At 68.4% G+C, this 21,384-nt stretch carries 15 protein-coding genes and 2 pseudogenes; 9 read left to right on the top strand and 8 right to left on the bottom strand.

Annotated features, from left to right (window positions below; all coding sequences use genetic code 11):
- Positions 1-9 precede the first annotated feature (9 nt).
- Together G9373_RS04885 and G9373_RS04880 are read right to left on the bottom strand one after the other, a co-directional pair.
- The gene (locus tag G9373_RS04885; RefSeq protein ID WP_005252352.1) at positions 10-516 is read right to left on the bottom strand and encodes a hypothetical protein; all 507 of its coding nucleotides are present in this window, start codon (positions 514-516) and stop codon (positions 10-12) included.
- Between the two features lie 113 nt (positions 517-629).
- A complete protein-coding gene (locus G9373_RS04880) occupies positions 630-899 on the bottom strand; it encodes an ANTAR domain-containing protein (RefSeq protein WP_005563493.1) in 270 nt (89 codons plus the stop codon).
- Between the two features lie 135 nt (positions 900-1,034).
- Here G9373_RS04880 and G9373_RS04875 point away from each other — a divergent pair, with 135 nt between their 5' ends.
- The 4 genes from G9373_RS04875 (at position 1,035) to recD (ending at position 10,684) form a co-directional block, all read left to right on the top strand.
- Complete coding sequence (locus G9373_RS04875; protein WP_007300381.1) at positions 1,035-2,132, top strand: GIY-YIG nuclease family protein; 1,098 nt, start codon at positions 1,035-1,037, stop codon at positions 2,130-2,132.
- Positions 2,133-2,250: 118 nt separating this feature from the next.
- Positions 2,251-5,511, top strand: a complete 3,261-nt coding sequence (gene recC, locus G9373_RS04870; protein WP_167114132.1) for an exodeoxyribonuclease V subunit gamma — start codon at positions 2,251-2,253, stop codon at positions 5,509-5,511.
- Positions 5,508-8,819, top strand: coding sequence for a UvrD-helicase domain-containing protein (locus G9373_RS04865; protein ID WP_346842802.1), 3,312 nt, complete (start codon positions 5,508-5,510; stop codon positions 8,817-8,819). Before recC ends, G9373_RS04865 begins: the two co-directional genes overlap by 4 nt.
- Positions 8,816-10,684 (top strand): exodeoxyribonuclease V subunit alpha, encoded by a 1,869-nt coding sequence (gene recD, locus G9373_RS04860; RefSeq protein ID WP_167114126.1) that lies wholly within the window; start codon positions 8,816-8,818, stop codon positions 10,682-10,684. Before G9373_RS04865 ends, recD begins: the two co-directional genes overlap by 4 nt.
- Here recD and G9373_RS04855 read toward each other — a convergent pair.
- The 4 genes from G9373_RS04855 to G9373_RS04840 all read right to left on the bottom strand — a co-directional run bounded on the left by G9373_RS04855 (position 10,602) and on the right by G9373_RS04840 (position 12,882).
- Positions 10,602-11,132, bottom strand: coding sequence for a DoxX family protein (locus G9373_RS04855; RefSeq protein ID WP_065491966.1), 531 nt, complete (start codon positions 11,130-11,132; stop codon positions 10,602-10,604). The two genes, recD and G9373_RS04855, sit on opposite strands and share 83 nt — an antisense overlap.
- A 17-nt stretch (positions 11,133-11,149) precedes the next feature.
- A complete protein-coding gene (locus tag G9373_RS04850) occupies positions 11,150-11,641 on the bottom strand; it encodes a DUF4188 domain-containing protein (protein ID WP_005573424.1) in 492 nt (163 codons plus the stop codon).
- Between the two features lie 132 nt (positions 11,642-11,773).
- Positions 11,774-12,274, bottom strand: coding sequence for a pentapeptide repeat-containing protein (locus G9373_RS04845; protein WP_120660559.1), 501 nt, complete (start codon positions 12,272-12,274; stop codon positions 11,774-11,776).
- Positions 12,275-12,492: 218 nt separating this feature from the next.
- Positions 12,493-12,882: an excalibur calcium-binding domain-containing protein gene (locus G9373_RS04840; RefSeq protein WP_005253957.1), complete on the bottom strand. Its 390-nt coding sequence runs from the start codon at positions 12,880-12,882 to the stop codon at positions 12,493-12,495.
- A 302-nt stretch (positions 12,883-13,184) separates the two neighbouring features.
- Here G9373_RS04840 and G9373_RS04835 point away from each other — a divergent pair, with 302 nt between their 5' ends.
- Positions 13,185-14,960, top strand: coding sequence for a TerD family protein (locus G9373_RS04835; RefSeq protein WP_120660560.1), 1,776 nt, complete (start codon positions 13,185-13,187; stop codon positions 14,958-14,960).
- A 7-nt stretch (positions 14,961-14,967) separates the two neighbouring features.
- On the opposite strand, the pseudogene G9373_RS04830 reads toward G9373_RS04835, so the two are convergent.
- Positions 14,968-15,863: pseudogene (locus G9373_RS04830) on the bottom strand (polysaccharide deacetylase).
- A 27-nt stretch (positions 15,864-15,890) separates the two neighbouring features.
- Positions 15,891-16,121: pseudogene (locus tag G9373_RS04825) on the bottom strand (cytosine permease); the annotation flags it as partial.
- A 60-nt stretch (positions 16,122-16,181) separates the two neighbouring features.
- Here G9373_RS04825 and G9373_RS04820 point away from each other — a divergent pair.
- The 4 genes from G9373_RS04820 to G9373_RS04805 all read left to right on the top strand — a co-directional run bounded on the left by G9373_RS04820 (position 16,182) and on the right by G9373_RS04805 (position 21,358).
- Positions 16,182-17,636: a PucR family transcriptional regulator gene (locus tag G9373_RS04820; protein ID WP_240960360.1), complete on the top strand. Its 1,455-nt coding sequence runs from the start codon at positions 16,182-16,184 to the stop codon at positions 17,634-17,636.
- Between the two features lie 200 nt (positions 17,637-17,836).
- Positions 17,837-19,171: an MFS transporter gene (locus G9373_RS04815; RefSeq protein WP_005574211.1), complete on the top strand. Its 1,335-nt coding sequence runs from the start codon at positions 17,837-17,839 to the stop codon at positions 19,169-19,171.
- Between the two features lie 64 nt (positions 19,172-19,235).
- Complete coding sequence (locus G9373_RS04810) at positions 19,236-20,456, top strand: M24 family metallopeptidase (protein WP_167114123.1); 1,221 nt, start codon at positions 19,236-19,238, stop codon at positions 20,454-20,456.
- Positions 20,457-20,530: 74 nt separating this feature from the next.
- Positions 20,531-21,358, top strand: a complete 828-nt coding sequence (locus G9373_RS04805; protein WP_167114120.1) for an IclR family transcriptional regulator — start codon at positions 20,531-20,533, stop codon at positions 21,356-21,358.
- Positions 21,359-21,384: the final 26 nt, after the last annotated feature.

Raw genomic sequence — 21,384 nt, 5'->3', positions numbered from 1 at the left:
AGGTCCGGATCAGGCGGGCGGACAGGCCGGTGACGTCAGCTGCGCGATCGCCACGATGGAACATGCCGTCGCCTTCGACAATTTCCACGTCCCGTTCTCGCCGGGCACGAAGATCGCGGGCAGGGTGTTCTGCTGCACCTGGCCGTTGATCGTCAGCTGCAGCTGCGCGCTGGCGCTGCCGTCACCGTTGTCGATCACCGGGTCCAAGACCGTGACCTGCGCGCCCGCCTGCTGGGCGGCGGCAGCGACCTGATTGAACAGGTTCGGGTCCTGCTCCGAACCCTCCACCATCGCGATCTTCTCCTCGAGCGGAGTGGCCGGGTCGAGGCCCTTCGCCAGCAGGGCGTTGAGTTCGGCCGCGGTCGGCAGAACGAGGTCGTCGGTGGTCTCGGCCGCTGCCGTGGTCGTGGACGTGGTGGTCGCGCTCGGCCCGGACGGCTCGTCGGAACCACAGGCGGACATCGTGAGGGCTGCGGCGATCGCTACCGCGGCAACCGTGATTTTGCGGATCGTCAACTCAGTTACCTCTTCGTATCTCGGTGCGCTGGTCGTTCGGTCTCACATCGAGTCTGAAGGTTTGGGCAGCGTCGCGCCGTCGAAGCCAGAGAATTCTCAGACTTCGACCGAATTCAGGCCGCCGTGCCGAACGCGCCACGGTACGGAGTGGCGTGGCTCCACTGCAGAGCGGCAGCCGTGACGTCGGACGCGGGAAGGTCGTGGTGATGGGTCTGGATGAACGCGATCAGTGCGCGGGCGGTGCGCGCGAGGGCGACCTTGTGCCTGCGGGACGTCTCCGCGAGTTCGGTGAACGCGTCGTTCTCGGAGCATCCGCGGTAGGCGATGAGGATGCCGACCGCGATGTCGACGGCCGTGCGGGTGGAGTAGCTGGGCGCTGTCATGAATGTTCTCCCAACCTGCGTCGCAATGGGTACAACTCCATCCTCCCGCACTCGGTAGGACGTCGAAAGGGTTCGAATCTCCTCGAGCCTTCCTCGTGCGAGTTCTTCACCCAGGTTTTCCCTTACGGTAGGGGCATGGCTACCGTCTGGACGATCCCGATCGACATCACTTCTCGCTGGCTCGACAATTCCGAGGTCCAGACTTTCCTCGCGTCCAACGACCTGGACAACGCGGCACCCGACCCCCGGGTGCGGTTCGCGCAGTTCGCGGACGTCACGAAGTCGCTGGAACGCCACATCGGGCACACCTTCTCCTCAGTGCAGGGCGCGGCCACCGCACTCTTCGACGGCATCGACGGCGGCGTCCCCGTCGCGTTGAAACTGGCGGCGCTGCGCCTGATCCTGAAAGAGGTGTATCAGACCCGTCACGCGCCGCAGCCGTTCCCGAAGCGGGTGGGCGAGGAACTCGGCACCTACGTCTACGCGCTCCTCGATCCCCGCAACAGGTCGGTGTTCTACGTCGGCGCCGGGCGGGGCACCCGGGTGTACGGCTACGTGTGGGAGGCGTTGGCCGAGAACGAGCACCGGCAGACGCTCGAGGATCCGGAGACCGACAGCGCCGAGGTGAAGGCCGCGACCATCGCCCGCATCCGCGAGATCTACGACTCCGGCCACGAGGTCGAGCATTACATCGTGGCCCACCGGATCGCCGACACCGGTGACGTCGCCGGTGCGGTGCGGGGCGGAATCGTAGGCGCGTTGGGGCTGAACGAGGGTGCGGTGCTCAGCAATCTCGCCGGTGGCGCGGGCGAGCATCGTGCGGTGCCCGTCGACGACCTCGTGTTGCAATACGCAGCAGAACCCGTCCCGAACCTGCCGACCCCCTGCGTCGTCCTCGAGGTGCCCGCCGCGTCCCGGCGCGGCGTGACGCCGGAGGAGGTGTACGAACTGTCCCGTGGCGCGTGGGCGGCAGGCGCTGCCGTCCGCAACACCGACGACATCCCGGTGATCGTGTTCGCGGACAACATCGTTCGTGCCGCATACCGTGCCAAGTCCTGGTCCTCGGTCGCCCGACCGGGCGACGCGGCGCTGTGGCGGTTCACGGGCGAGCCCGACACCGAACTGGAGAGCCAATTCGTGAACAAGCGAATCGTCCCCGCCAAGGTCGGTCTGAAGAAGTGGCCCACCCACGGCTGGGTTCCGCACCTCACCCAGGCGCGCCCCGGCCGCTGACGTGAGTGGCGAAGCGTGCCCCGGCACACTTTGCCACTCACCTGCAGAGTGGGCCTCCCGAGTCGGTGGGTTGTGGTAAGTCTGAGCCGGCCGGAGTTGGGGAGCGAAGGGAGGCCACGTGCTCGTACTGCATCGCGCCGAGCGTTCCACCACTCTCGCGTCGGCTCTCGGCGACGTGCTCGCGACCCCGCTGCCCGATCCGTTCGCCCGGGAGGTCGTCGCGGTCCCGGCGAAGGGGGTGGAGCGCTGGCTCACGCAGCGCCTCTCGACCGCGCTCGGTGCCCGGCCCGACATCGGCGACGGGGTGGCCGCGAACATCGACTTCCCGTCCCCGACCCGGCTCGTCGACGAATGCCTCGCCGCCGCCACGGGGGTAGCCGCCGACGACGACCCGTGGAATCCGTCCCGCGTGCTGTGGTCATTGCTCGGCGTCGTCGACGACTGCCTCGGTGAGCCCTGGTGTGCCATCCTCGCGAAACACCTCGGCCACGGCCTCCGGGACCGCGACCCGGACGATAACCGGCCGGGCCGGCGCTACGCCACCGCCTCACACCTGACCGATCTGTTCCGCAGTTACGCCGCACAGCGGCCGGCGATGCTGGTCGACTGGGCCGGAGGCCGCGACACCGACGGTGCGGGTGGTCCACTCGACGACGACCTTCTCTGGCAGGCCGAACTGTGGCGGCGGCTGCGTGAGCGTGTCGGCAGCCCCGCTCCCGCCGAGCGGCTCGACTCCGCCTGCGCCCGGCTGCGCGAGGAACCGGACCGCGTCGAACTCCCCGCCCGACTGTCGCTGTTCGGTCCGACACGCCTCGCGACCGATCAGATCGCGGTCCTCGCCGCCCTCGCCGTCAATCGTGATGTGCACCTGTGGCTTCCGCATCCGAGTCCCGCGATGTGGTCGTCGCTGTCCACGGCAGCCAGCGTTCTCGCACGCGCCGACGACGACACCGCGCTGTCCGTCGCCCATCCGCTGCTGTCGAGCCTGGCGCGGGACGTCCGCGAACTCGAGTCGAGGCTGACCCGCCTCGACGTCGACGACCTCCACCACGAGGGACCTGCGCCCCGCGACTCCCTGCTGGGGTGCCTGCAGGCGGACGTCCGGGACGACCGGGCGCCCGCGCTCGCCGAGTGCACGGCCGACGCGTCCGTCCAGGTCCACGCGTGCCACGGACCGGCCCGCCAGGTGGAGGTCCTGCGTGAATGCCTCCTGCATCTCTTCGAGGACGATCCGACTCTCGAACCGCGCGACGTGCTCGTCATGTGCCCCGACGTCGAGTCGTACGCCCCCCTGATCCGGGCCGCGTTCGGGCAGGACGTGCTCGGGCATCCCGGCCATCGACTTCGGGTCCGGCTCGCGGATCGTGCCCTGCACCAGACCAATCCGGTTCTCGCCGTGGTGTCGACTCTCCTCGAACTCGCCGACGCGAGGGTGACGGCGAGTCAGGTCCTGGACCTGTCGGCGGCCGCGCCGGTGCGCAGGCGGTTCCGGTTCGGCGACGACGACCTCGAACGGATCCGGGAGTGGGCGACCGCGACGGGCGCCCGCTGGGGAATCGGGCCGCGGCAGCGCGCCGCATTCGGTCTCGGCGAATTCCCCCAGAACACGTTCACCACCGCGCTCGACCGCATCCTGCTCGGCGCCGCGGCCGACGAGTCCGAAGGCGAATGGCTCGCCCTGGCCCTGCCGCTCGACGACGTCGACAGCAACGACATCGACCTCACCGGGCGGCTGGCCGAATTCGTCGACCGGCTCGACGTCGCGCTGCGCGGGCTCGGCGGGCCGCAATCGGTCACGGACTGGTCGAGCGCGCTCACCCGGGCGCTCGACCTCCTCGTCGACGTCAGCGTCGCCGACACGTGGCAACTCGCGCAGGCGCGACGAGAACTCGGGGCGGCGATGGAACACGGTGGCGACGCGGTCCTGCGACTGTCGGACGTGCGCGCCATGCTGGCCACCCGGCTCGCGGGCCGCCCCACCCGCGCGAACTTCCGCACGGGCGAGCTGACGGTGTGCACGATGGTGCCGATGCGGTCGGTGCCGCACCGTGTGGTCGTTCTCCTCGGCCTCGACGACGAGGTGTTCCCGCGGGGTGTGAGCGTGGACGGCGACGACGTGCTGGCCCGTAATCCCCTTCTCGGTGAACGCGATCCGCGCAGCGAGGACCGGCAGTTGCTGCTCGACGCCGTGATGTCGGCGAGGGAGAAACTCCTACTGTTCTACACGGGCGCCGACCCCGTCACCGGCATGTCGCGGCCGCCGGCGATCCCGCTGTCCGAGCTGCTCGACGCGGTGGCGGCCACCGTCGGGAACGATGCCCTGCCCGGCATCGTGACCCGGCATCCGTTGCAGCCGTTCGATGCACGCAACTTCCGGCCCGGGCACCCGTTCAGTTTCGACCGGGCGGCGCTGGCCGGTGCCCGCGCCGCGCAGCAACCGCCCGAACCGGAGCCCGCGTTCCTGCCGGCGCCGTTGGTGCCGCCGCCGCTGGGAGACGTCGATCTCGCCGACCTCATCGCGTTCCTGGTGCACCCGACGCAGGCGTTTCTGCGGCAACGGCTCGGGTTGCGGGTCCCCGACGTGGACGAGGACCTCGCCGACGCATTGGACGTGGCGCCCGATCCGCTGGCCCGGTGGGATCTCGGCCAGAGGATGCTCGTCGCGAGGCTGGCCGGAGTCGAACTGGCCGACTTCCGCGCCGCGGAGTGGCGCCGAGGGACGTTGCCGCCGTTCAAGTTGGGGGAGTCGGTGCTCGGCGGAATCGAGCACGCGGTCGAGTCGCTCGTCGCCGTCAGCGGGTCCGTGCACGTCGGGCGCGCGGAGACCGTGGACGTCGATGTCGATCTCGGCTCCGGACGGCGCCTCACCGGCACCGTCGGCGGTGTGCACGGGTCGGTGATCGCGAGCACCACGTATTCGAAGTTGGGGCCGAAACACCGTCTCGCCGCCTGGGCGCAGTTGCTGGCGGTCGCGGCGTCCGACAACGAGACCGAGTGGACTGCGGTCACGACCGGCCGCGGCGCGTACAGCCGTCCGGCGTGGCGGTCGACCCTCACCGCACCCGAGAACGCAGCGGAGGAGTTGGTGCGACTCGTCGAACTGCGCGATCTGGGGCTGCACGCGCCGTTGCCGATCGCCACGGGCGCGTCGGCGGCCTATGCCGAACGACGCCACGGCGGCAGCAGCATGGAGGACGCGATCGAGGCGGCCCGGAAGGAATGGAGCAGTGACTTCGGTGACTCACGCGACCGGCACATCACGTACGTGTACGGGGCTTCGCCCGGGCTCGACGTCCTCGGCGACACGGTGACCATCGAGAACTACGCCCGGCAGTTGTGGGCGCCGCTGCTCGCCGCCGAGACGTTGGCGCAGCCGTGACCGGCGCGCGAGGCTTCGACCTCCTCGGTCCGCTGCCGGAGGGCACGACGGTGCTCGAGGCGAGCGCCGGCACCGGCAAGACGTACGCGATCGTCGGTCTGGCCGCCCGCTTCGTCGCCGAGGGTGGCGTGGACCTGTCGCAGCTGTTGCTGGTGACGTTCAGCCGGGCGGCCACGCAGGAGCTGCGGGAACGCACCCGTGAGCGGTTCGGTTCCGCCGCAGCCGCATTGGCCGATCCCGCGGCGGCGCGACTGAGCGCGGATCAACTGATCCGGCATCTCGCCGAAGCCGACACCGACGAGGTGACGCTGCGCCGCCGACGCCTGCTGCAGGCAGTGTCGGACTTCGACGCCGCCACCATCGTCACCACCCACAGCTTCTGCCAGCGCATGCTCGACGGGCTCGGCATCGCGGGCGAACGCGACCCCGACACGGTGCTGGTCGAGGCCGCCGACGACCTCACGACGGAGGTGATCGCCGACCTGTACCTGCGGGCCTACAGTCGGGTCGAGTCGGCGCCGTTCACTCCGGCGGAAGCCACCGCGGCCGCCCGGGCGGCCATCTTCGACCCGCAGGCCGTGCTCGCCCCGGAAGATGCGCGGGGCACCCCGGCGGGGGATCGGGTGGCGTTCGCCGAGGCGGTGCGCGCCGAAGTCGAGCGGCGCAAACGTGCGGTGGGTCTGCGTGACTTCGACGATCTCCCGATGCTGCTCCATCGCGTCCTCAGCGATCCCGAGCACGGTGCGGCCGCGTGCCGGCGTGTCCGCGAACGCTACGGCGTCGTGCTCGTTGACGAGTTTCAGGACACCGACCCGCTGCAGTGGGACATTCTGCGCCGAACGTTCCACGGCAGCGGAACTCTGGTCCTCGTCGGCGATCCGAAGCAGGCCATCTACGCGTTCCGTGGGGCGGAGGTGCTCAGCTATCTGGACGCGGTGCGGTCGGCGGACCGTCACCAGGAGTTGACCACCAACTGGCGCAGCGATCAGGAACTCCTCGACGGGCTCGAATATCTGCACGGCGGCGCCGCGCTCGGGCATCCCGAGATCGTGGTGCACCGCGTCGACGGTGCGAGACCGAAGTCGCGTCTGACGGGTGCCGTGCCGCTGCGGCTGCGGTATCTGCCGAGGACCGGCGCCGGGCCGATCAACAAGTCGGGATACCCCGCGGTGGGGCCGCTCCGGAAGCGGATCGCGGCAGATCTCGCCGCCGACATCGTCGCCCTCCTCGACGGTGGCGCGACACTCGACGTCGGGGGGAGCGCCCGACTCGTCGAACCGGGCGACATCGCCGTCCTGGTGCGCACCAACGCGCAGATCACACTGGTCCACGACGCCCTCGACCGGGCGGGTGTGCCGTCCGTGCTCGCCGGCGGGGCCAGCGTCTTCACGACTCCGGCTGCGCAGCACTGGCTCTGGATTCTGCAGGCCATCGAGCAACCGCATCGTTCCGACCGGGTGCGGCTGGCCGCGCTCACCCCGCTGCTCGGGCACACGGCCGAGGAACTCGACGCTCGCGGCGACGACATCGTCGCCGAGGTCGGCGGGCAGCTCCGCGAGCTCGGCGCGGTGTTCGCGCAGTCCGGTTTCGCGGCCCTGTTCGAACGACTGTCCGCGGTCGGCGCGCTGGAGGCGAGACTGCTTCGGGTGGCAGCGGGTGAGCGGGCACTGACCGATCTCCGGCACGTGGCGCAGTTGCTCAACAGTGCCGCCGTCGAGCAGTCGCTCGGTCTGACGGCCGTCACCCGCTGGCTCACCGAACGGATGAAGGATCCGTCCTCGGGTGGGGTGGACCGCAGCCGGCGACTCGACAGTGACGCCGCAGCGGTGCAGATCGCGACCGTCCACGCCAGCAAGGGCCTCGAATTCCCGCTCGTGTACCTGCCGTACGCCTGGGACGCCGCGAAGATCTCGAAACCGAGCAAACTGCTGCTGCACGACGACGACGGGCGACGTATCCTCGACGTCGGCGGTCCGGGCAGCCCCGGTTACGCGGACCGCAGGAACCGGCACGACGCGGAAGAGGCGGGGGAGGAGTTGCGGCTGCTGTACGTCGCCGTGACCCGGGCGATGTGCGGGCTCGTGGTGTGGTGGGCACCGGCGTTCACGACGGCGGGCGCACCGCTGCACCGGATGATCCTGGGGCGGCAGCCCGGGCAGCGGGAGGTCCCGCCGAAGGTCACCGTCCCCGAGGATCCGGTTGTCGCGGAACGGTTGTCCGCGTGGGGTACGGAAGCTCCGGAGACGGTGACCGTCGAGGCGGTGGGTTCCGACCCGATCGCGCGGGTCGGGTGGACACCACAGCGTGAGCCCAGCGGAGACCTGGAAGCCGCGCGCTTCCGGCGGCTGCTCGACACGCGCTGGCGTCGCACGTCGTACTCGGCGTTGACCGCATCTGCGCACGACGCGCCCGCAGTGGGTAGTGAGGCCGAGGTCGAGGAGAAGACGGACGAACCGGACGAGCCTCCGTTGCAGGCGCCGGCCGACGTCACTTCGGGGGTGCCGTCGACGATGAACGAACTGCCCGGCGGCGCGACGTTCGGCACGCTCGTCCATGCCGTCTTCGAGATCGTCGACACCGCGGCACCCGATCTGGAAGCAGAAGTCCTGCGGTGCTGCCGCGACGTGATCGCGTCGACGCTGTCGGACATCGACCCCGCCCAGCTGGCGACGGCGCTGCTGCCCGTGCTGCGGACTCCCCTCGGCGCGGGGGGCGAGCCCACGCTCGCCGACATCGCCCCCGCAGACCTGCTGGCGGAGCTCGACTTCGAACTGCCGCTCGCCGGTGGCGACACACCCTCGCTCACCGTGATGCTCGACGGCGTCGGCAGGCTGCTGCGCACCCACCTTCCCGTCGACGATCCGCTGCGGTCGTACGCCGATGCCGTGCAGACACTCGAGCCGACCCCGCTGCGCGGATACCTCACCGGCAGCATCGACGTCGTGCTGCGGTTGCCCGGACCGCGGTACGCCGTGGTCGACTACAAGACCAATCGCCTCGCGCAGGGCGACCTGACCACCGCGCACTACACCCGCGAGAGGATGGCCGCCGAAATGTTGCGGGCGCACTATCCGCTGCAGGCGTTGCTGTATTCCGTTGCGTTGCATCGCTACCTGCGCTGGCGGCAACCGGACTACGATCCGGCGGTGCACCTCGGTGGTGTCCGGTATCTGTTCGTTCGCGGAATGGTCGGCCCCGGCACCCCGCCCGGCTGTGGTGTCTTCGACTGGGCGCCGCCCGCCGCGCTGATCACCGAGCTGTCCGATCTGCTGTCCGGGTCGGCCTCCGAGCGCGAGGGGACGCGATGACCGAAGTGCAGGTGGCGCAGCGCGGCAAGGGGATGCTGCGGGTCTTCAACGAGGCCGGTGTGCTGGCCGCCGCGGACGTGCACGTCGCGTTGCGGTTGTCGGCGCTCGGAGGCGAATTGTCGGAAGACGTCGTGCTGGCGACGGCGCTGGCGGTGCGGGCGGTGCGGTCCGGCTCGGTGTGCCTGGACCTGACGCGGATTCGTGAGGTGACCGTCGACGAGGAGTCCGAAGTCGATCTCGACGCACTGCCGTGGCCGGACGACGGCACGGTCGTCGAGGCACTGCGGCGGAGCCCGCTGGTCACGGGTGGTTCGGCGGGTCCGCTGCGACCGCTGCGGCTCGTCGACACGGCCGAGGGCGGGCTGCTCTACCTCGACCGGTACTTCCGGCAGGAAGCGACCATCCGGCGGGTACTCGACCAGCGCGCGGTCGGGCATCCCCTCGTCGACGAGCAGTCGCTGCAGGACGGCCTGGACGCGTTGTTCCGTGACCAGCACGACCACGGGGCGCCGGCCCCGGCTCCGGATCGGCAGCGGATCGCCGCCGCGGTGGCCGCCACACAGTGGACGTCGGTGGTGGTCGGCGGACCCGGAACAGGCAAGACGCACACCGTCGCCCGGGTGCTGGCGCTGCTGACCAGGCAGCCCGGGCCGGGCCTCCGGATCGCGCTCGCCGCACCCACCGGGAAGGCCGCGGCGCGGTTGCAGGAATCGGTGCGCGAGCAGTCCGACGCACTCGGGTTGCCGCCCGACCTGACCGCGATGACGCTGCATCGGCTGCTGGGCTGGCAGCGCGGACGTGGTAGCCGGTTCCGCTACAACGCGAACAATCACCTGCCCTACGACGCGATCGTGGTCGACGAGACGTCGATGGTGTCGCTGACGATGATGTGCCGCCTCCTCGAGGCCGTCCGCCCGGACACCCGGCTGGTGCTCGTCGGCGACCCCGATCAGCTGACGTCAGTCGACGCGGGCGCGGTCCTGGCCGATCTCGTGGCCCGGCCGGTGACGGGAACCGAGAATCCGGTGCTCGCCAGGATCGTTGGCGGTGACCTGGAGGCAGCCGACGACCCGCTCGAAGCCGCCTTGAGTGCGGGAGAACGGGACAGATTGCGGGGCGGAGTGGTGCGGCTCAGCCGCGGGCGGCGGTTCGGCGGCGGCATCGCGCAGCTGGCCGTCGCGGTACGGAAGGGCGAACCGGACGAGGTCATGGAGATCCTGTCGAGCGGCTTCCCCGAGGTGTCGTTCCACGGTCCCGAAGATCTGGACGCACTGCGGGCGGACGTGGTGGGGACGGCCGCCGCGGTCACCGGGTCCGCGGAATCCGGTGATGCCCTTGCTGCACTGCGGCATTCGGAGGAGCACCGGCTGTTGTGCGCGCACCGCGAAGGTCCGTACGGCGTGCAGCGGTGGGCGCGGCAGGCGATGGAGTGGATAGGGGAGGCGACCGGGCAGCGACTGAACCCGGATCGCTGGTCTCCGGGCCAGCCGCTGATGGTGACTGCCAATGATCACGAAACGAAGATCTACAACGGCGACACCGGGGTGATCGTGCGCCGCGACGACGACGAACTCGTCGCCGCATTCGTGCGGGGCAACGAACCGTTCCTGTTGCATCCGACGCATCTGTCCGCCGTGCAGACGGTGTACGCGATGACGATTCACCGCAGTCAGGGCAGTCAGTACGACACGGTGTCCGTAGTTCTTCCCGGCGAGGCGTCGTCGCTGCTGACTCGCGAATTGCTGTACACCGCGATCACCCGGGCACGAAAGCACGTGCGGATCATCGGGTCCGAGGATGCAGTGCGGGCGGGAGTGCAACGTCGGGTGCTGAGGGCGAGTGGGCTTCGGAGGGCGATTCCGTAGCACGGCTCCGGAGGGAGGAGATCACGACGGCGAGAGTCGCGGACACGAAGACGACCTGCAGGAGTGTGCGGGGGATCAGCGCTTCGAACGGTCCCGTCGAGAGTCCCTCCACGGCGGCGTACACGTTCGCCGGGAACATCACGATCAGCAGGGCGGTGAGGCAGCCCGCCGCCCACGGCGCGGTGCGTCGTATCAGCAGTCCCGCGGCGCCGGCCAGTTCGAGCAGACCGGTCACGGTCACCAGCAGGCCGGGATTCGGCAGAGACGGCGGGACCATGTCGACGAGTTCCGCGCGCATCCCCACGAAGTGGGCCATGCCGGTCAGCGTGAACATGGCCGCGAGTCCGCCCCTCAGGGCAACGGGCCACGGCCGGAACCGGCGCACACCCGCCGCGCCTGCGACGAGGAGTGCCAGAGTGACGGCAACGAGGGCGATCAAGGGTTCCATGGTTTCTCCTGAATCGATCACTGTTCGTGGGCGTTGTTACTGCGGGACAGCCGGTCTCGGGCGCGGCTGAACTTCTGTGCGACGGGCACACGTGCGGTGGCGCGAGCCAGGCCCATCGCCGGCGTGCCGACGTAGATCGACTCGGCGCGGTCCACCGGATAGGTCTCGTGCCAGACGCCGACCGCACCGGGTGCCTTGCGGGCCCGCCGGTTGAATGCGGCCCAGGCCGGACGATGCTTCGCTTGGCTGTCACTGGCGTAGGCGTACAGCTTGTCGACGGAGTTCCAGTACTGGATCACTGTCGGGCCGCGGCCCTCGAACGTCAGGCGGTAGCCCATCAGACCCGAATCCGGGTCTTCGGACAGCTCACGCAGCATCCTCGGCATCGCGAGGAACGTGGGCAGCCACAGGTCCGGTCGCCAGGGTCGGTTGATGGTCATCCCGATCAGGAAGACCACCAGTTCGCCGTCGTAGTGGTGCGTCGAACGGGTGGGGTCGATCGTCGTCATCGGATGCCTCCCAATGTTGGATACCGATACTATCTAATAGTGGATAGTGCGGGTATCCAATGTCAAGGGGTGTGGGCATACGAAAACCCGGACCGCGCAGTGCGCGGCCCGGGTGAATGGGTCAGGAGTGGTTTACGAAGCCGGAGCCGCAGGTGTCGGTGTCACCGGGACGACCGAGGCGAGTGCGCGCTCGTGGGCGTCGGTGGACCATTCGGGTTCGGTCGTGATGTTCATGTCCCCGACGATCGTGCCGAAGATGTCGATGTCCGTGCTGTACAGGATCACCGCGTTGCGCTGCGAATCCGTGAAGTTCGTTCCGGTGAGGTTCGCATCGCTCAGGTCGGCGTACGACAGATTCGCGGCGGCGAAGTTGGTGCCGGTGAGGTTCGCCCGTTTCATGTTCGCGCCCGACAGGTCGGCGAAGCTTAGGTTCAGGCCCGCCAGGTTCGCGGAACTCAGATCGGCGCCGGGGCAGGTCGTGCGATCGTCGGGATTAGGATTCGCCACAATCCTGCAGCCGTTGATCTCGGTGAGGACGTCCGCCGCGGCCGTTCCGGTGCCCGCAGTGAGTGCGGCACCCCCGGCCAGCGCGACCGCGCCCAGTGTCAGAGCCCTGAAATGTGTCCTGCTCATGCCGGACCGCCCCCTCGCGTAGAACCTCAACCGTCATCGCCGAACTTAGTGCCGAGCGCACTGCGCCGCACGGGGAATGGCGACACCTGCACGCAGGTGAGGCGTTGCGAGACATCGACGCACCCCTTCTCGGTGGACGCACCCGTTCCAGGGCTCGAAAAGGGGTGCGTGGGCGCAGAAGGGGTGCGTGTGTGGGAGGGCGGCGCGCCGGGGACGGACTACTCGCAGGCGATGCCGTCGTTGTCGCGGTCGAGGTGCGGCGCGTAGCCGTCCTGGCCGCGGTAGATCGGCGTCACGCCCGCATTGCGGGCCTCGGTGCAGTTCTTGTACCCCGCCCGCGGCGCGGGTGCCGGCGGTGCCGGAGCCACCTGCGGTGCGGGGGCTGCCTGCGGGGCCGGCGCGACCTGCGGCGCGGGTGCCGGTGCTGCCGGAGCGGCGGGCGCGGGCGGCAGGAGGGGGTTCACGGCGTCGGCCGAACCGCTCGGAATCAAGGACGCAATCTCCGGGGGGAGGAAATCGAAGATCGTCGCCGCCTGTGCGGAGGGCGCGGCCGCCATCGAAATGGCGGCGCAACCGAGGACGCTGAGAACTAACCGTCGAGCCTTCATGTTTACCTCGTTCAGGGGTGGGGTGGGGCTTCCACAGAATGGTCGAGAAATGCCACGACGGCCAATCCATCCGGTGTGACGAGGATAGTAGCCAATTGGTAACGGACTTCGAAAGCTGTTGAGGCGCAATGGACCTCTGTGTCATTCACTCGAATGACACAACCCTCGACCTGTACTTGAACAAAAAACTACCGAGAAATTCAGAATGGGCACGATATGTGCCGGATATTTCCGTGTCGTCGATCAGAACGGCGAGAACCGGGCTCTATAGTCGCTCTGTGCTGTCATCTGCCTCCTCGACCATGACCCGGCCGGCGCGATTGCCGACGGGGCACCGCTGGGTCGTCGTGGACGTCGAGACCTCCGGTCTTCGTTCGTCCACGCACAGAGTGCTCAGCGTCGCGGCGTTGGCGTTGCGTGAAGACGGTTCGGTGGAGCGTGAATTGGTGACTCTGCTCAACCCGGGCTGCGACCCGGGGCCGGTCCATATCCACAATCTCACGCCACAGCGTCTGGCGGGGGCGCCCCGTTTCGAAGAGGTCGCGAAAGATCTGCTCGAGCTTCTCGACGGTCGGACGCTGGTCGCGCACAATGCGTCATTCGATTACGGCTTCCTCGACGCCGAGGTACGGCGGGCGGGGATGACGATGCCGACACGGCAGAGGCTCTGCACCCTCGCCCTGTCGCGCCGCCTCGAGATCGACGTCCCCAATCACAAGTTGTCCACTCTGGCTGCGCACTGGAAGGTTCGTCAGAACCGGGCTCACGACGCTTACGACGACGCCCTCGTGCTGACGGAGGTCTTCGCGCACAGCGCCTCGCTGGCCGAGTCTCTCAGACTTCCTCTGCCGGTCGTCGGTTGCGCCGATCGGCGGGCGGTGTACCCCGATCGGGTTCCGCGCGTGGAGTCTCCGTGGCGGAATCCGGGTCGGCTGGATCCGGGGGCGGGACTGGTCCAGGGCATGAAACTGGTCATCAGCGGCAGTACGGATGTTCCCCGTCTTGCGCTCGCCGCACGGTTGACCGCCGCCGGCCTGGACGTCATGAATTCGGTCAGCCGTCAGACGAGTGTCGTCGTCTGCAACGACCCGCACTCGTCGAGTGCAAAGGTGCGCCGCGCGGTGGCCGACGGGATTCCTGTCCTGACCGAGCGGCAGCTCGGCGAGATGTTGCTGCACGTGACACCGGGTGAGCCGAAGGGGGCCGCGGCACCGTCCGAAGTTCAGTGGCCTCGACCTGCGACAACTGTTCCCTCCACGAAGCCTTGGCACGGAAGAAGAGTGCTCATCGTCGGTGGCTCGCATGCGGACTCCGTTCTGATGCGCTCCCGCATCGTGCAGTTGGGTGCCAAGCCGTCGGTCAATCTCTCCGCAGGAGTCACCGATGTCCTCGTTCTCGACGGTGGTGAACTCGATCCCCGCATGGACCGAGTGTCGGCCCGTCAGTTGCCTCTGCTCACCGCCCCCGATGTGAACTCCGCACTCGAACCGGCGGCACCACCCGCGCGGGGGGCGCTCCGCGAGCCGATCCGACCGCCTTCTCAGTGGGTTGCGCCGTTGCTCGCTCGCGGAGAGGTGATCGACCTGCCACCACAGACGACATCGCTGACGGTCAACGCGTCTTGGCGCGCCCACACCGAGGACGATGCGTTCGACGTGGATGTGGTTGCGCTTCTTCTCGGCGAAGACGGCCGGGTCGGTTGCGACGAGGACTTCCTCTTCTACAACTCGCCGACGAGTTCGGACGGCACCGTGGAATTGTCCTGCGACGGCAGCAGCGAGCAAGGAGTGCGGATCGAACTGGCTGCCCTGCACTCCGACTACCAGTGCGTGTCCGTATCGGCGGCGATCGGCGGAGATCGCACCTTCGGTGAACTCGGTCCGATCTCGGTGACCGTCGACGCTCCGGACCACACAATCGCATCGTTCGTTCTGGACGCCGGCACGACCGAACGGACGATGCATTTCGCCGAGATCTACCGACGCGCCGGGCAGTGGCGTCTCCGCGCGGTGGGGCAGGGGTACGAATACGATCTCGCCACGCTCGCCACCGAGTACGGGGTGACGGTCGACGATTGAGGATCCCTCACCGTTCGGAACGAACAGTTTCGGGGGCCGGGGAAGTCCGCCGGAGCTGGACGTCGGGGAAGGTGGGGATTTCGAATCGGGTGTGTACGAAGGGTTCGGTGCAGACGCGCTGGGCGTGTGCCGCGATGTCCGCGAGGGTGGTCACCCACATCCCGTCCATCGCTTTGACGTTCTCGATGAGTCGTTCCAATGCGGCTGCCTTGGAGGGCGAAGCACCCGCCTTCGGCATGGTGGGCCTCCGCTTCGAGGGTCCACATCTCCAGGACCTTGGCGGGGCTTTCGATGACGCCGCTGCCGGTGACACCGGGGTAGAACGCATACTGTTCCCAGTCGTCGAGTGCCCAGTCGACGGGGATCTCGATCAGTGTTCGTTCCGACGCCGGGCTCGTCGCCATCAGGTAGGGCTTGTCGCCGTCGAGCAGGCTCGAGTCGTACAGAAACCCGCGATCGACGAGCAACTCGGGTGTGTGCCAGTTCATTTCCCACCAGGGTGCGCGATATCCGACGGGGCGGATGCCCGCGACCTCCTCGAGCGTGTCGAGCCCCCGGTCGAGGTAGCGTGCCTCGGTCGCAGGGTCGAGGCCCTTCATCGGTTCGTGTAGATACCCGTGGTGCCCCACCTCGTGACCGCCGTCGATGATGGCGCGGACCGTGTCGGGATAGCACTCGGCGGTGAATCCCGGCACGAAGAACGTTGCGCGAACGTCCCTGACGTTCGAGTATTCGCAGAATGCGGGGGACACCGACGCGGGGCCCGTACGACTGGTGGCTCATCAGCGACATACGGTTCGCCGAAGTGGGATCGTGGGCGAGGACGCAGGATTCGGCGTCGACGTCGAAAGTGAAGGCGGCGGCTGCGGTGTGGCCCTGCGGCCAGGTGAAGTCGTTGTTCACGGTGTGCTCCTGGGGTGTCGGGAGGGTTCAGTTGCCGGCGAGGACGTCGGGGGAGTCGGTGGTCGCGGACGATCGTGTCGGGGGTTGGCCGGTGATGCGGTAGGGGCGGTGTGCTCGGGGGCCGAGGACTGAGTAGAGGGCGGCGGCAACTCCGCCACCGGCCAGCCAGGACAGGTCGAGCCCGCCGAGTGCTCGAGCCGCGAAGCCCTGGGTGAGGCTCGTGGCGCCGTACATGAACAGCCACGTTGCGGCGATTCCGGCGACGAAGCATCCCATCGTGGTCCAGTTGACGTCGCGCACCTTCTTCGCGGCGGCGAGTTGCTGCTGACCGGCGGGTTCGCACTCGCGTCTGCCGACCCGGCCGGACTGCGGCGGTACGTGCGTGAACTGTCGGCCCGCCGTGTCGCCGGAGTGGCCATCGAGACCGGGTCGCAACTGCCGCTGATCCCGCCTGCGCTGGTCGAGGAGGGGTCGGAGGCGGGTTTGCCCGTCGTCGAACTGCGTGGTGTCGTTCCGTTCGTCGAGGTCGCCGAGGCGATCAACGGCCTGCTGGTCAACGAATCGGTGCAGCGACTGCGTCGTGGTGACGCGGTCGCGCACGCGTTGTCCGAGGAGTTGGCCCGCGGTGGCGGACCCGACGAGTTGCTCGAGGTGCTCGCGCGACTCTTGCCCGGTGACGTGACCCTGCTCGACGCGACCGGCGGCGTGATCGCGGCCCTCGGGAACGAGATCACCGCCCCTGCCACCGGCTCGGGCGTGCTCGCCGTGCGGTGTCCGTTCAGGGTGTCGGTGTGGCGACGCTCATGGTGTCTCCGGACGACCCGGCCGATCTCGTCACCGCAGAGGCGATCGTCGAGCGAGCACCGGCAGCGCTGGCGATCTCCCTCCTGCGATCGTTTCCTCCCTCGGCCGCGGTCCGCGGCTCGCAGGCCTTGCTGCGGATCGCCTGCCAGCCGAGTCCTGCCCCGGAGCGTCTCGTTGCGGCGGCGCGCGCGGCCGGGATGGCCGACGGAGCGTCATACGTCGGGGGTTGTCGGACGTTCGGTCGACGGTCCGGTATCGCTCGGCGCTGTCGATGCGGCACTGCACCGGTACGCGGCCGGAACTGTGTCGTCCATCGCCGGCGACGAGTTGCACGCAATCGTCGTGCTCCGGGCCGACGACCGAGTCGGTTCCTGCGCGTCGCTGGTCGAATCGCTGCGCGCGACACCGCAGGCGGAGTTGGCGCGGGTTGCGGTGGGTCCGGTGGTCATCGGTCTGATCGGGCTCCCCGAGACGCTGGCGGAGGCGCGGTTCGCGCTCGACCTCGCGGCCGATCTGGGTATCGCCGACACCATCGTGGACGCCGCGGAACTCGCTCTCGAACGCCTCGGCCGGCGAATCGGCGATCCGGCCCTGCTGACGTCGTTCGTCAGGGAACTGCTCGGGCCGCTTCTCGCGGTCGGGCCCGAACGTGCTCGCCGTCTGATCGACACGCTGGACGTCTACCTGCAGTGCGGGTGCAACAAGACCGAGGCGGCGGCCCGGCTGCATGTGCAGCGTCAGACGCTGTATCAGCGGCTCGATCAGATCTTCGCGCTACTCGGCGAGGATCCGACGGGTTCGCCGCGTCTCGCTGCCGTGCACCCCGCGACCCGCCTCTATCTCGGGCGGTGCGGTCGACGCGAGCGCGCTCTGACTTTCACGGGTGACCGGGAAAGCCACCTCCGAACTCAGCTGTTGCAACGGTGTTGCATTCCCGTGAACATCGCCGGGAACCGCGGATCGGGGTAGCGCAACTGCGCCCGTCCGTGTTTACTGCGGTGTCACCTTGGTTCACCCCTTGCAACCGCGGTCCGGTCATGAGAAGCAAAACATCGTTGACATGTGATGCTGAGCACAATATGGTCGGTGAACGAATTGTCGTTGCAATGAAAGCAACAAATGCCATTCGTCGCAGTCGGCAAGCGCCGACGCCCCGAGAAGGAGTGGGCATGGCCCAAAACCTCAATTCCCCCTCAGCCCCGCCGCAATCGGACGAGGACGGCGCGGTGAACCCCTCGCCCCGTGTTCTCCGGCGGGTCATCACAGCGAGCTTCATCGGCAACTTCGTCGAATGGTTCGACTACGCCGTATACGGCTATCTCGCAACGGTTATCGCGGTGGTCTTCTTCCCCGAGGCCGAGCCCACGACGGGTCTGCTGGCCACGTTCGCCGTGTTCGCCATCTCGTTCGTCATCCGCCCGATCGGCGGACTCGTCTGGGGGCACTTCGGTGACAAGATCGGACGTCGCACGGCGTTGTCACTGTCGATCCTCATCATGTCGGCGTCGACGTTCTGCATCGGCCTGATCCCCGGCTTCGATCAGATCGGCTACCTCGCACCGGTCCTGCTGCTGCTCGTCCGCATGGTGCAGGGATTCTCCGCCGCCGGCGAGTACGCGGGCGCCTCGGCGTTCCTCGCCGAGTACGCCCCGGACCGCAAGCGCGGGCTGTTCACGAGCGTCGTGCCCGCGTCCACGGCCGCCGGGCTGCTGTTCGGATCGTTGATCGCGGCACTGCTGACCGCGGTGCTGTCGACGGAACAGCTCGAGGGCTGGGGCTGGCGGCTGCCGTTCCTGCTCGCGGCGCCGATGGGCCTGATCGGCCGCTACATTCGGTTGAAGCTCGAGGACACCCCGAAGTTCCAGGAAATGGAACAGAAGGTGGAGTCCAACGCGCCGTTGTCGATCCTGTTCACCCACCATCGGCGCGCGATCGCCATCGCGTTCGGTGTCACCTGCCTCAATGCGGTCGGCTTCTACCTGATCCTCAGCTACATGCCGACGTATCTGTCGGAGGTGTTGAACGTCGGCCACACGGCCTCGTTCGTCGCCGCGTCGATCGCTCTCGCCTGCTACATCGTCTTCATCTTCGGGATGGGTGCGCTCTCGGACCGCTTCGGCCGCAAGCGAGTTCTCATTGCCGCGTCGGTCTGCTTCGCGGTGTTCACCGTCCCGCTGTTCAGTGCACTCGGCGCCGTCGGAATCGTCGGAATCGTCCTCATCCAGATCGTGCTGTGCGCGTTCCTCACCATGAACGACGGCACGCTTCCCACCTTCCTGGCCGAGATCTTCCCGACCCAGGTCCGCTACAGCGGTTTCGCGTTCAGCTTCAACACCGCCAATGCACTGTTCGGCGGCACCGCGCCGTTCGTCGCCACGTTGTTGATCGAGCTCACCGGCAGCACCCTCGCGCCCGCCTGGTATCTCGTCGCCGCGGCCCTCGTCGCCATGGGGGCCATGCTCATGGCCCGCGAAACCTCCCAGCGCCCCCTGGCCGACACCTGACCACCCGTAGATCCCACAGAAGTGCGGCATCACGCGATGCCGCCGGCAACTCGAAAGGAACATCATGAACTTGGAGCGCATCAAGAGCATCCCCAACGGCGAGAAGGTCGTTCCCACGTTCTCCCCGGTGGAAATGGACCGCAGGCTGGTCGCCCTGCGTAAGCACATGGCGGACAACGGGTTCGATGCCGTGCTCTTCACCAGCTACCACAACATCAACTACTACTCCGACTTCCTCTACACGGCGTTCGGGCGGCCGTACGCCCTGGTCGTCAGCCAGGACGGCTCGACCACCGTGTCCGCCAACATCGATGCCGGGATGCCGTGGCGGCGGTCGTTCGGCGAGAACGTCGTCTACACGGACTGGCGCCGCGACAACTTCGAGTACGCCGTGCAGCAGGTCTTGGCGAAGCAGGGCATCTCGCGCGGCACACTCGGTGTCGAGGACGACCACCTGACCCCCGACGTGCGGACCCGGATCGCGGCGGTTCTGCCCGGGATGACGTTCACCGACGTCGCGAAGGCCGCGATGTGCCAGCGCATGATCAAGTCGCCCGAGGAGATCGAACTGATCAAGCACGGGGCCCGGATCGGTGACCTCGGCGGCGAGGCGATCCGCGCGGCGATCACCGAGGGGGTCCCCGAATACGAGGTGGCGATCGCCGGCTCGAACGCGATGATCCGCGAGATCGCGGCCACCTTCCCGCACGCCGAACTGCGCGACACCTGGGTGTGGTTCCAATCAGGCATCAACACCGACGGCGCCCACAACTGGGCGACCAGCCGGCAGGTCGAGCGCGGAGACATCCTGTCGCTGAACTGTTTCCCGATGATCGCCGGCTACTACACCGCGCTCGAACGCACCCTCTTCTACCGGGAACCGTCGGCCGAGCACCTGCGCTTGTGGGAGGTCAACGTCGCGGTGCACCGCCGCGGACTCGAACTGATCAAGCCGGGCGCGGTCTGCAAGGACATCGCGGCCGAGCTGAACGAGATGTACGAGGCCGAGGGACTGCTGCCGAACCGCACGTTCGGGTACGGGCACTCGTTCGGCGTGCTCTCGCACTACTACGGGCGCGAGGCCGGACTCGAGCTGCGGGAGGACATCGACACGGTCCTCGAGCCCGGCATGGTGGTGTCGATGGAACCGATGATCATGGTGCCGGAGGGGCAGCCCGGCGCGGGCGGATACCGCGAACACGACATCCTGGTCGTCGGCGAGGCCAGCGCGGAGAACATCACCCGGTTCCCGTTCGGACCCGAGCACAACATCCTCGGCGTCTGACCGGGACACCGGCCCTGCCACGGGTGTGGCAGGGTCGGCGGTGGTATAGGCGGAACCGAAGGAGCGCAACGATCATGAGTGTGGACGACGTCGATCGACTCGCGGACAACGGACCGGGCGAGCACGACGGTGACGCGAAACCGTCCCCGTCGGTCCTCCTCAACGGACTGCGGGTGCTCGAATCCTTCTCGATCGCGGAACCGGTCCTCGGCGTCACCGAGATCGCGCGCAAGGTCGATCTGCACAAGAGCAGCGTCTCCCGCATGCTCGCCACCCTCGAGAAAGCCGGCTACGTCGAGCGTGACGAGGGCACCGGACGCTACCGACTCGGCCTCGGTCTCATCGCTCTCGCGGGGCCACTGCTGGCCAACCTCGACGTCCGCCGCGTGGCGCAGCCGGAACTGGAGGAACTCACCCGCCGCACCGGCGAGACCAGCGCGCTCATGGTGTGGAACGGGCACGAATCCGTCGTCGTCGAACAGATTCCCAGTCCCAAGCAGGTCAAGCACACCGCCGCGGTGGGCACCCGCTACGACACCTATGCGAGTTCGTCCGTCCAGGTGTTCCTCTCCGAGATGCCGCGGGCGGAGACCGAGCGGCTGTTCGACCGGCGTCTGCTCGTCGGACCCGACGAGCAGGAGTCACGCGGCGAGTACTTCGACGAGCTGAGTGACACCCGCGACCGCGGATACGCCGTCAACGACGGACGCACGTCGATCGAGGAGGTCGGCATCTCGGCGCCGGTCCGCGATCATCGCGGCGTACTGGTCGCGGCCGTCATGTTGTCCGCCCCACGGTTCCGGGTCCCCGAGTCCATGCTCGAGTCGCTCGGGCGGGCGGTCGCGGAATCCGGCAGGCGGGTGTCGGCACGACTCGGGGCACCCGTCGCGACCCGCGACTGACCGCATCGCCTCCGCTCGTCGGATGG

This window comes from Rhodococcus sp. A14 (genome assembly GCF_011603105.1).
Taxonomy (GTDB): domain Bacteria; phylum Actinomycetota; class Actinomycetes; order Mycobacteriales; family Mycobacteriaceae; genus Rhodococcus_F; species Rhodococcus_F opacus.
Note: the sequence above shows the minus strand (reverse complement) of the source record. Positions and strands in the feature narration are given on the sequence as shown.

Coding starts and splice junctions, on each gene's coding strand:
- G9373_RS04880 (WP_005563493.1), bottom strand. CDS start 899: ATGACAGCGCCCAGCTACTCCACCCGCACGGCCGTCGACATCGCGGTC.
- G9373_RS04875 (WP_007300381.1), top strand. CDS start 1,035: ATGGCTACCGTCTGGACGATCCCGATCGACATCACTTCTCGCTGGCTC.
- recD (WP_167114126.1), top strand. CDS start 8,816: ATGACCGAAGTGCAGGTGGCGCAGCGCGGCAAGGGGATGCTGCGGGTC.
- G9373_RS04855 (WP_065491966.1), bottom strand. CDS start 11,132: ATGGAACCCTTGATCGCCCTCGTTGCCGTCACTCTGGCACTCCTCGTC.
- G9373_RS04850 (WP_005573424.1), bottom strand. CDS start 11,641: ATGACGACGATCGACCCCACCCGTTCGACGCACCACTACGACGGCGAA.
- G9373_RS04845 (WP_120660559.1), bottom strand. CDS start 12,274: ATGAGCAGGACACATTTCAGGGCTCTGACACTGGGCGCGGTCGCGCTG.
- G9373_RS04840 (WP_005253957.1), bottom strand. CDS start 12,882: ATGAAGGCTCGACGGTTAGTTCTCAGCGTCCTCGGTTGCGCCGCCATT.
- G9373_RS04835 (WP_120660560.1), top strand. CDS start 13,185: ATGACCCGGCCGGCGCGATTGCCGACGGGGCACCGCTGGGTCGTCGTG.
- G9373_RS04815 (WP_005574211.1), top strand. CDS start 17,837: ATGGCCCAAAACCTCAATTCCCCCTCAGCCCCGCCGCAATCGGACGAG.
- G9373_RS04810 (WP_167114123.1), top strand. CDS start 19,236: ATGAACTTGGAGCGCATCAAGAGCATCCCCAACGGCGAGAAGGTCGTT.
- G9373_RS04805 (WP_167114120.1), top strand. CDS start 20,531: ATGAGTGTGGACGACGTCGATCGACTCGCGGACAACGGACCGGGCGAG.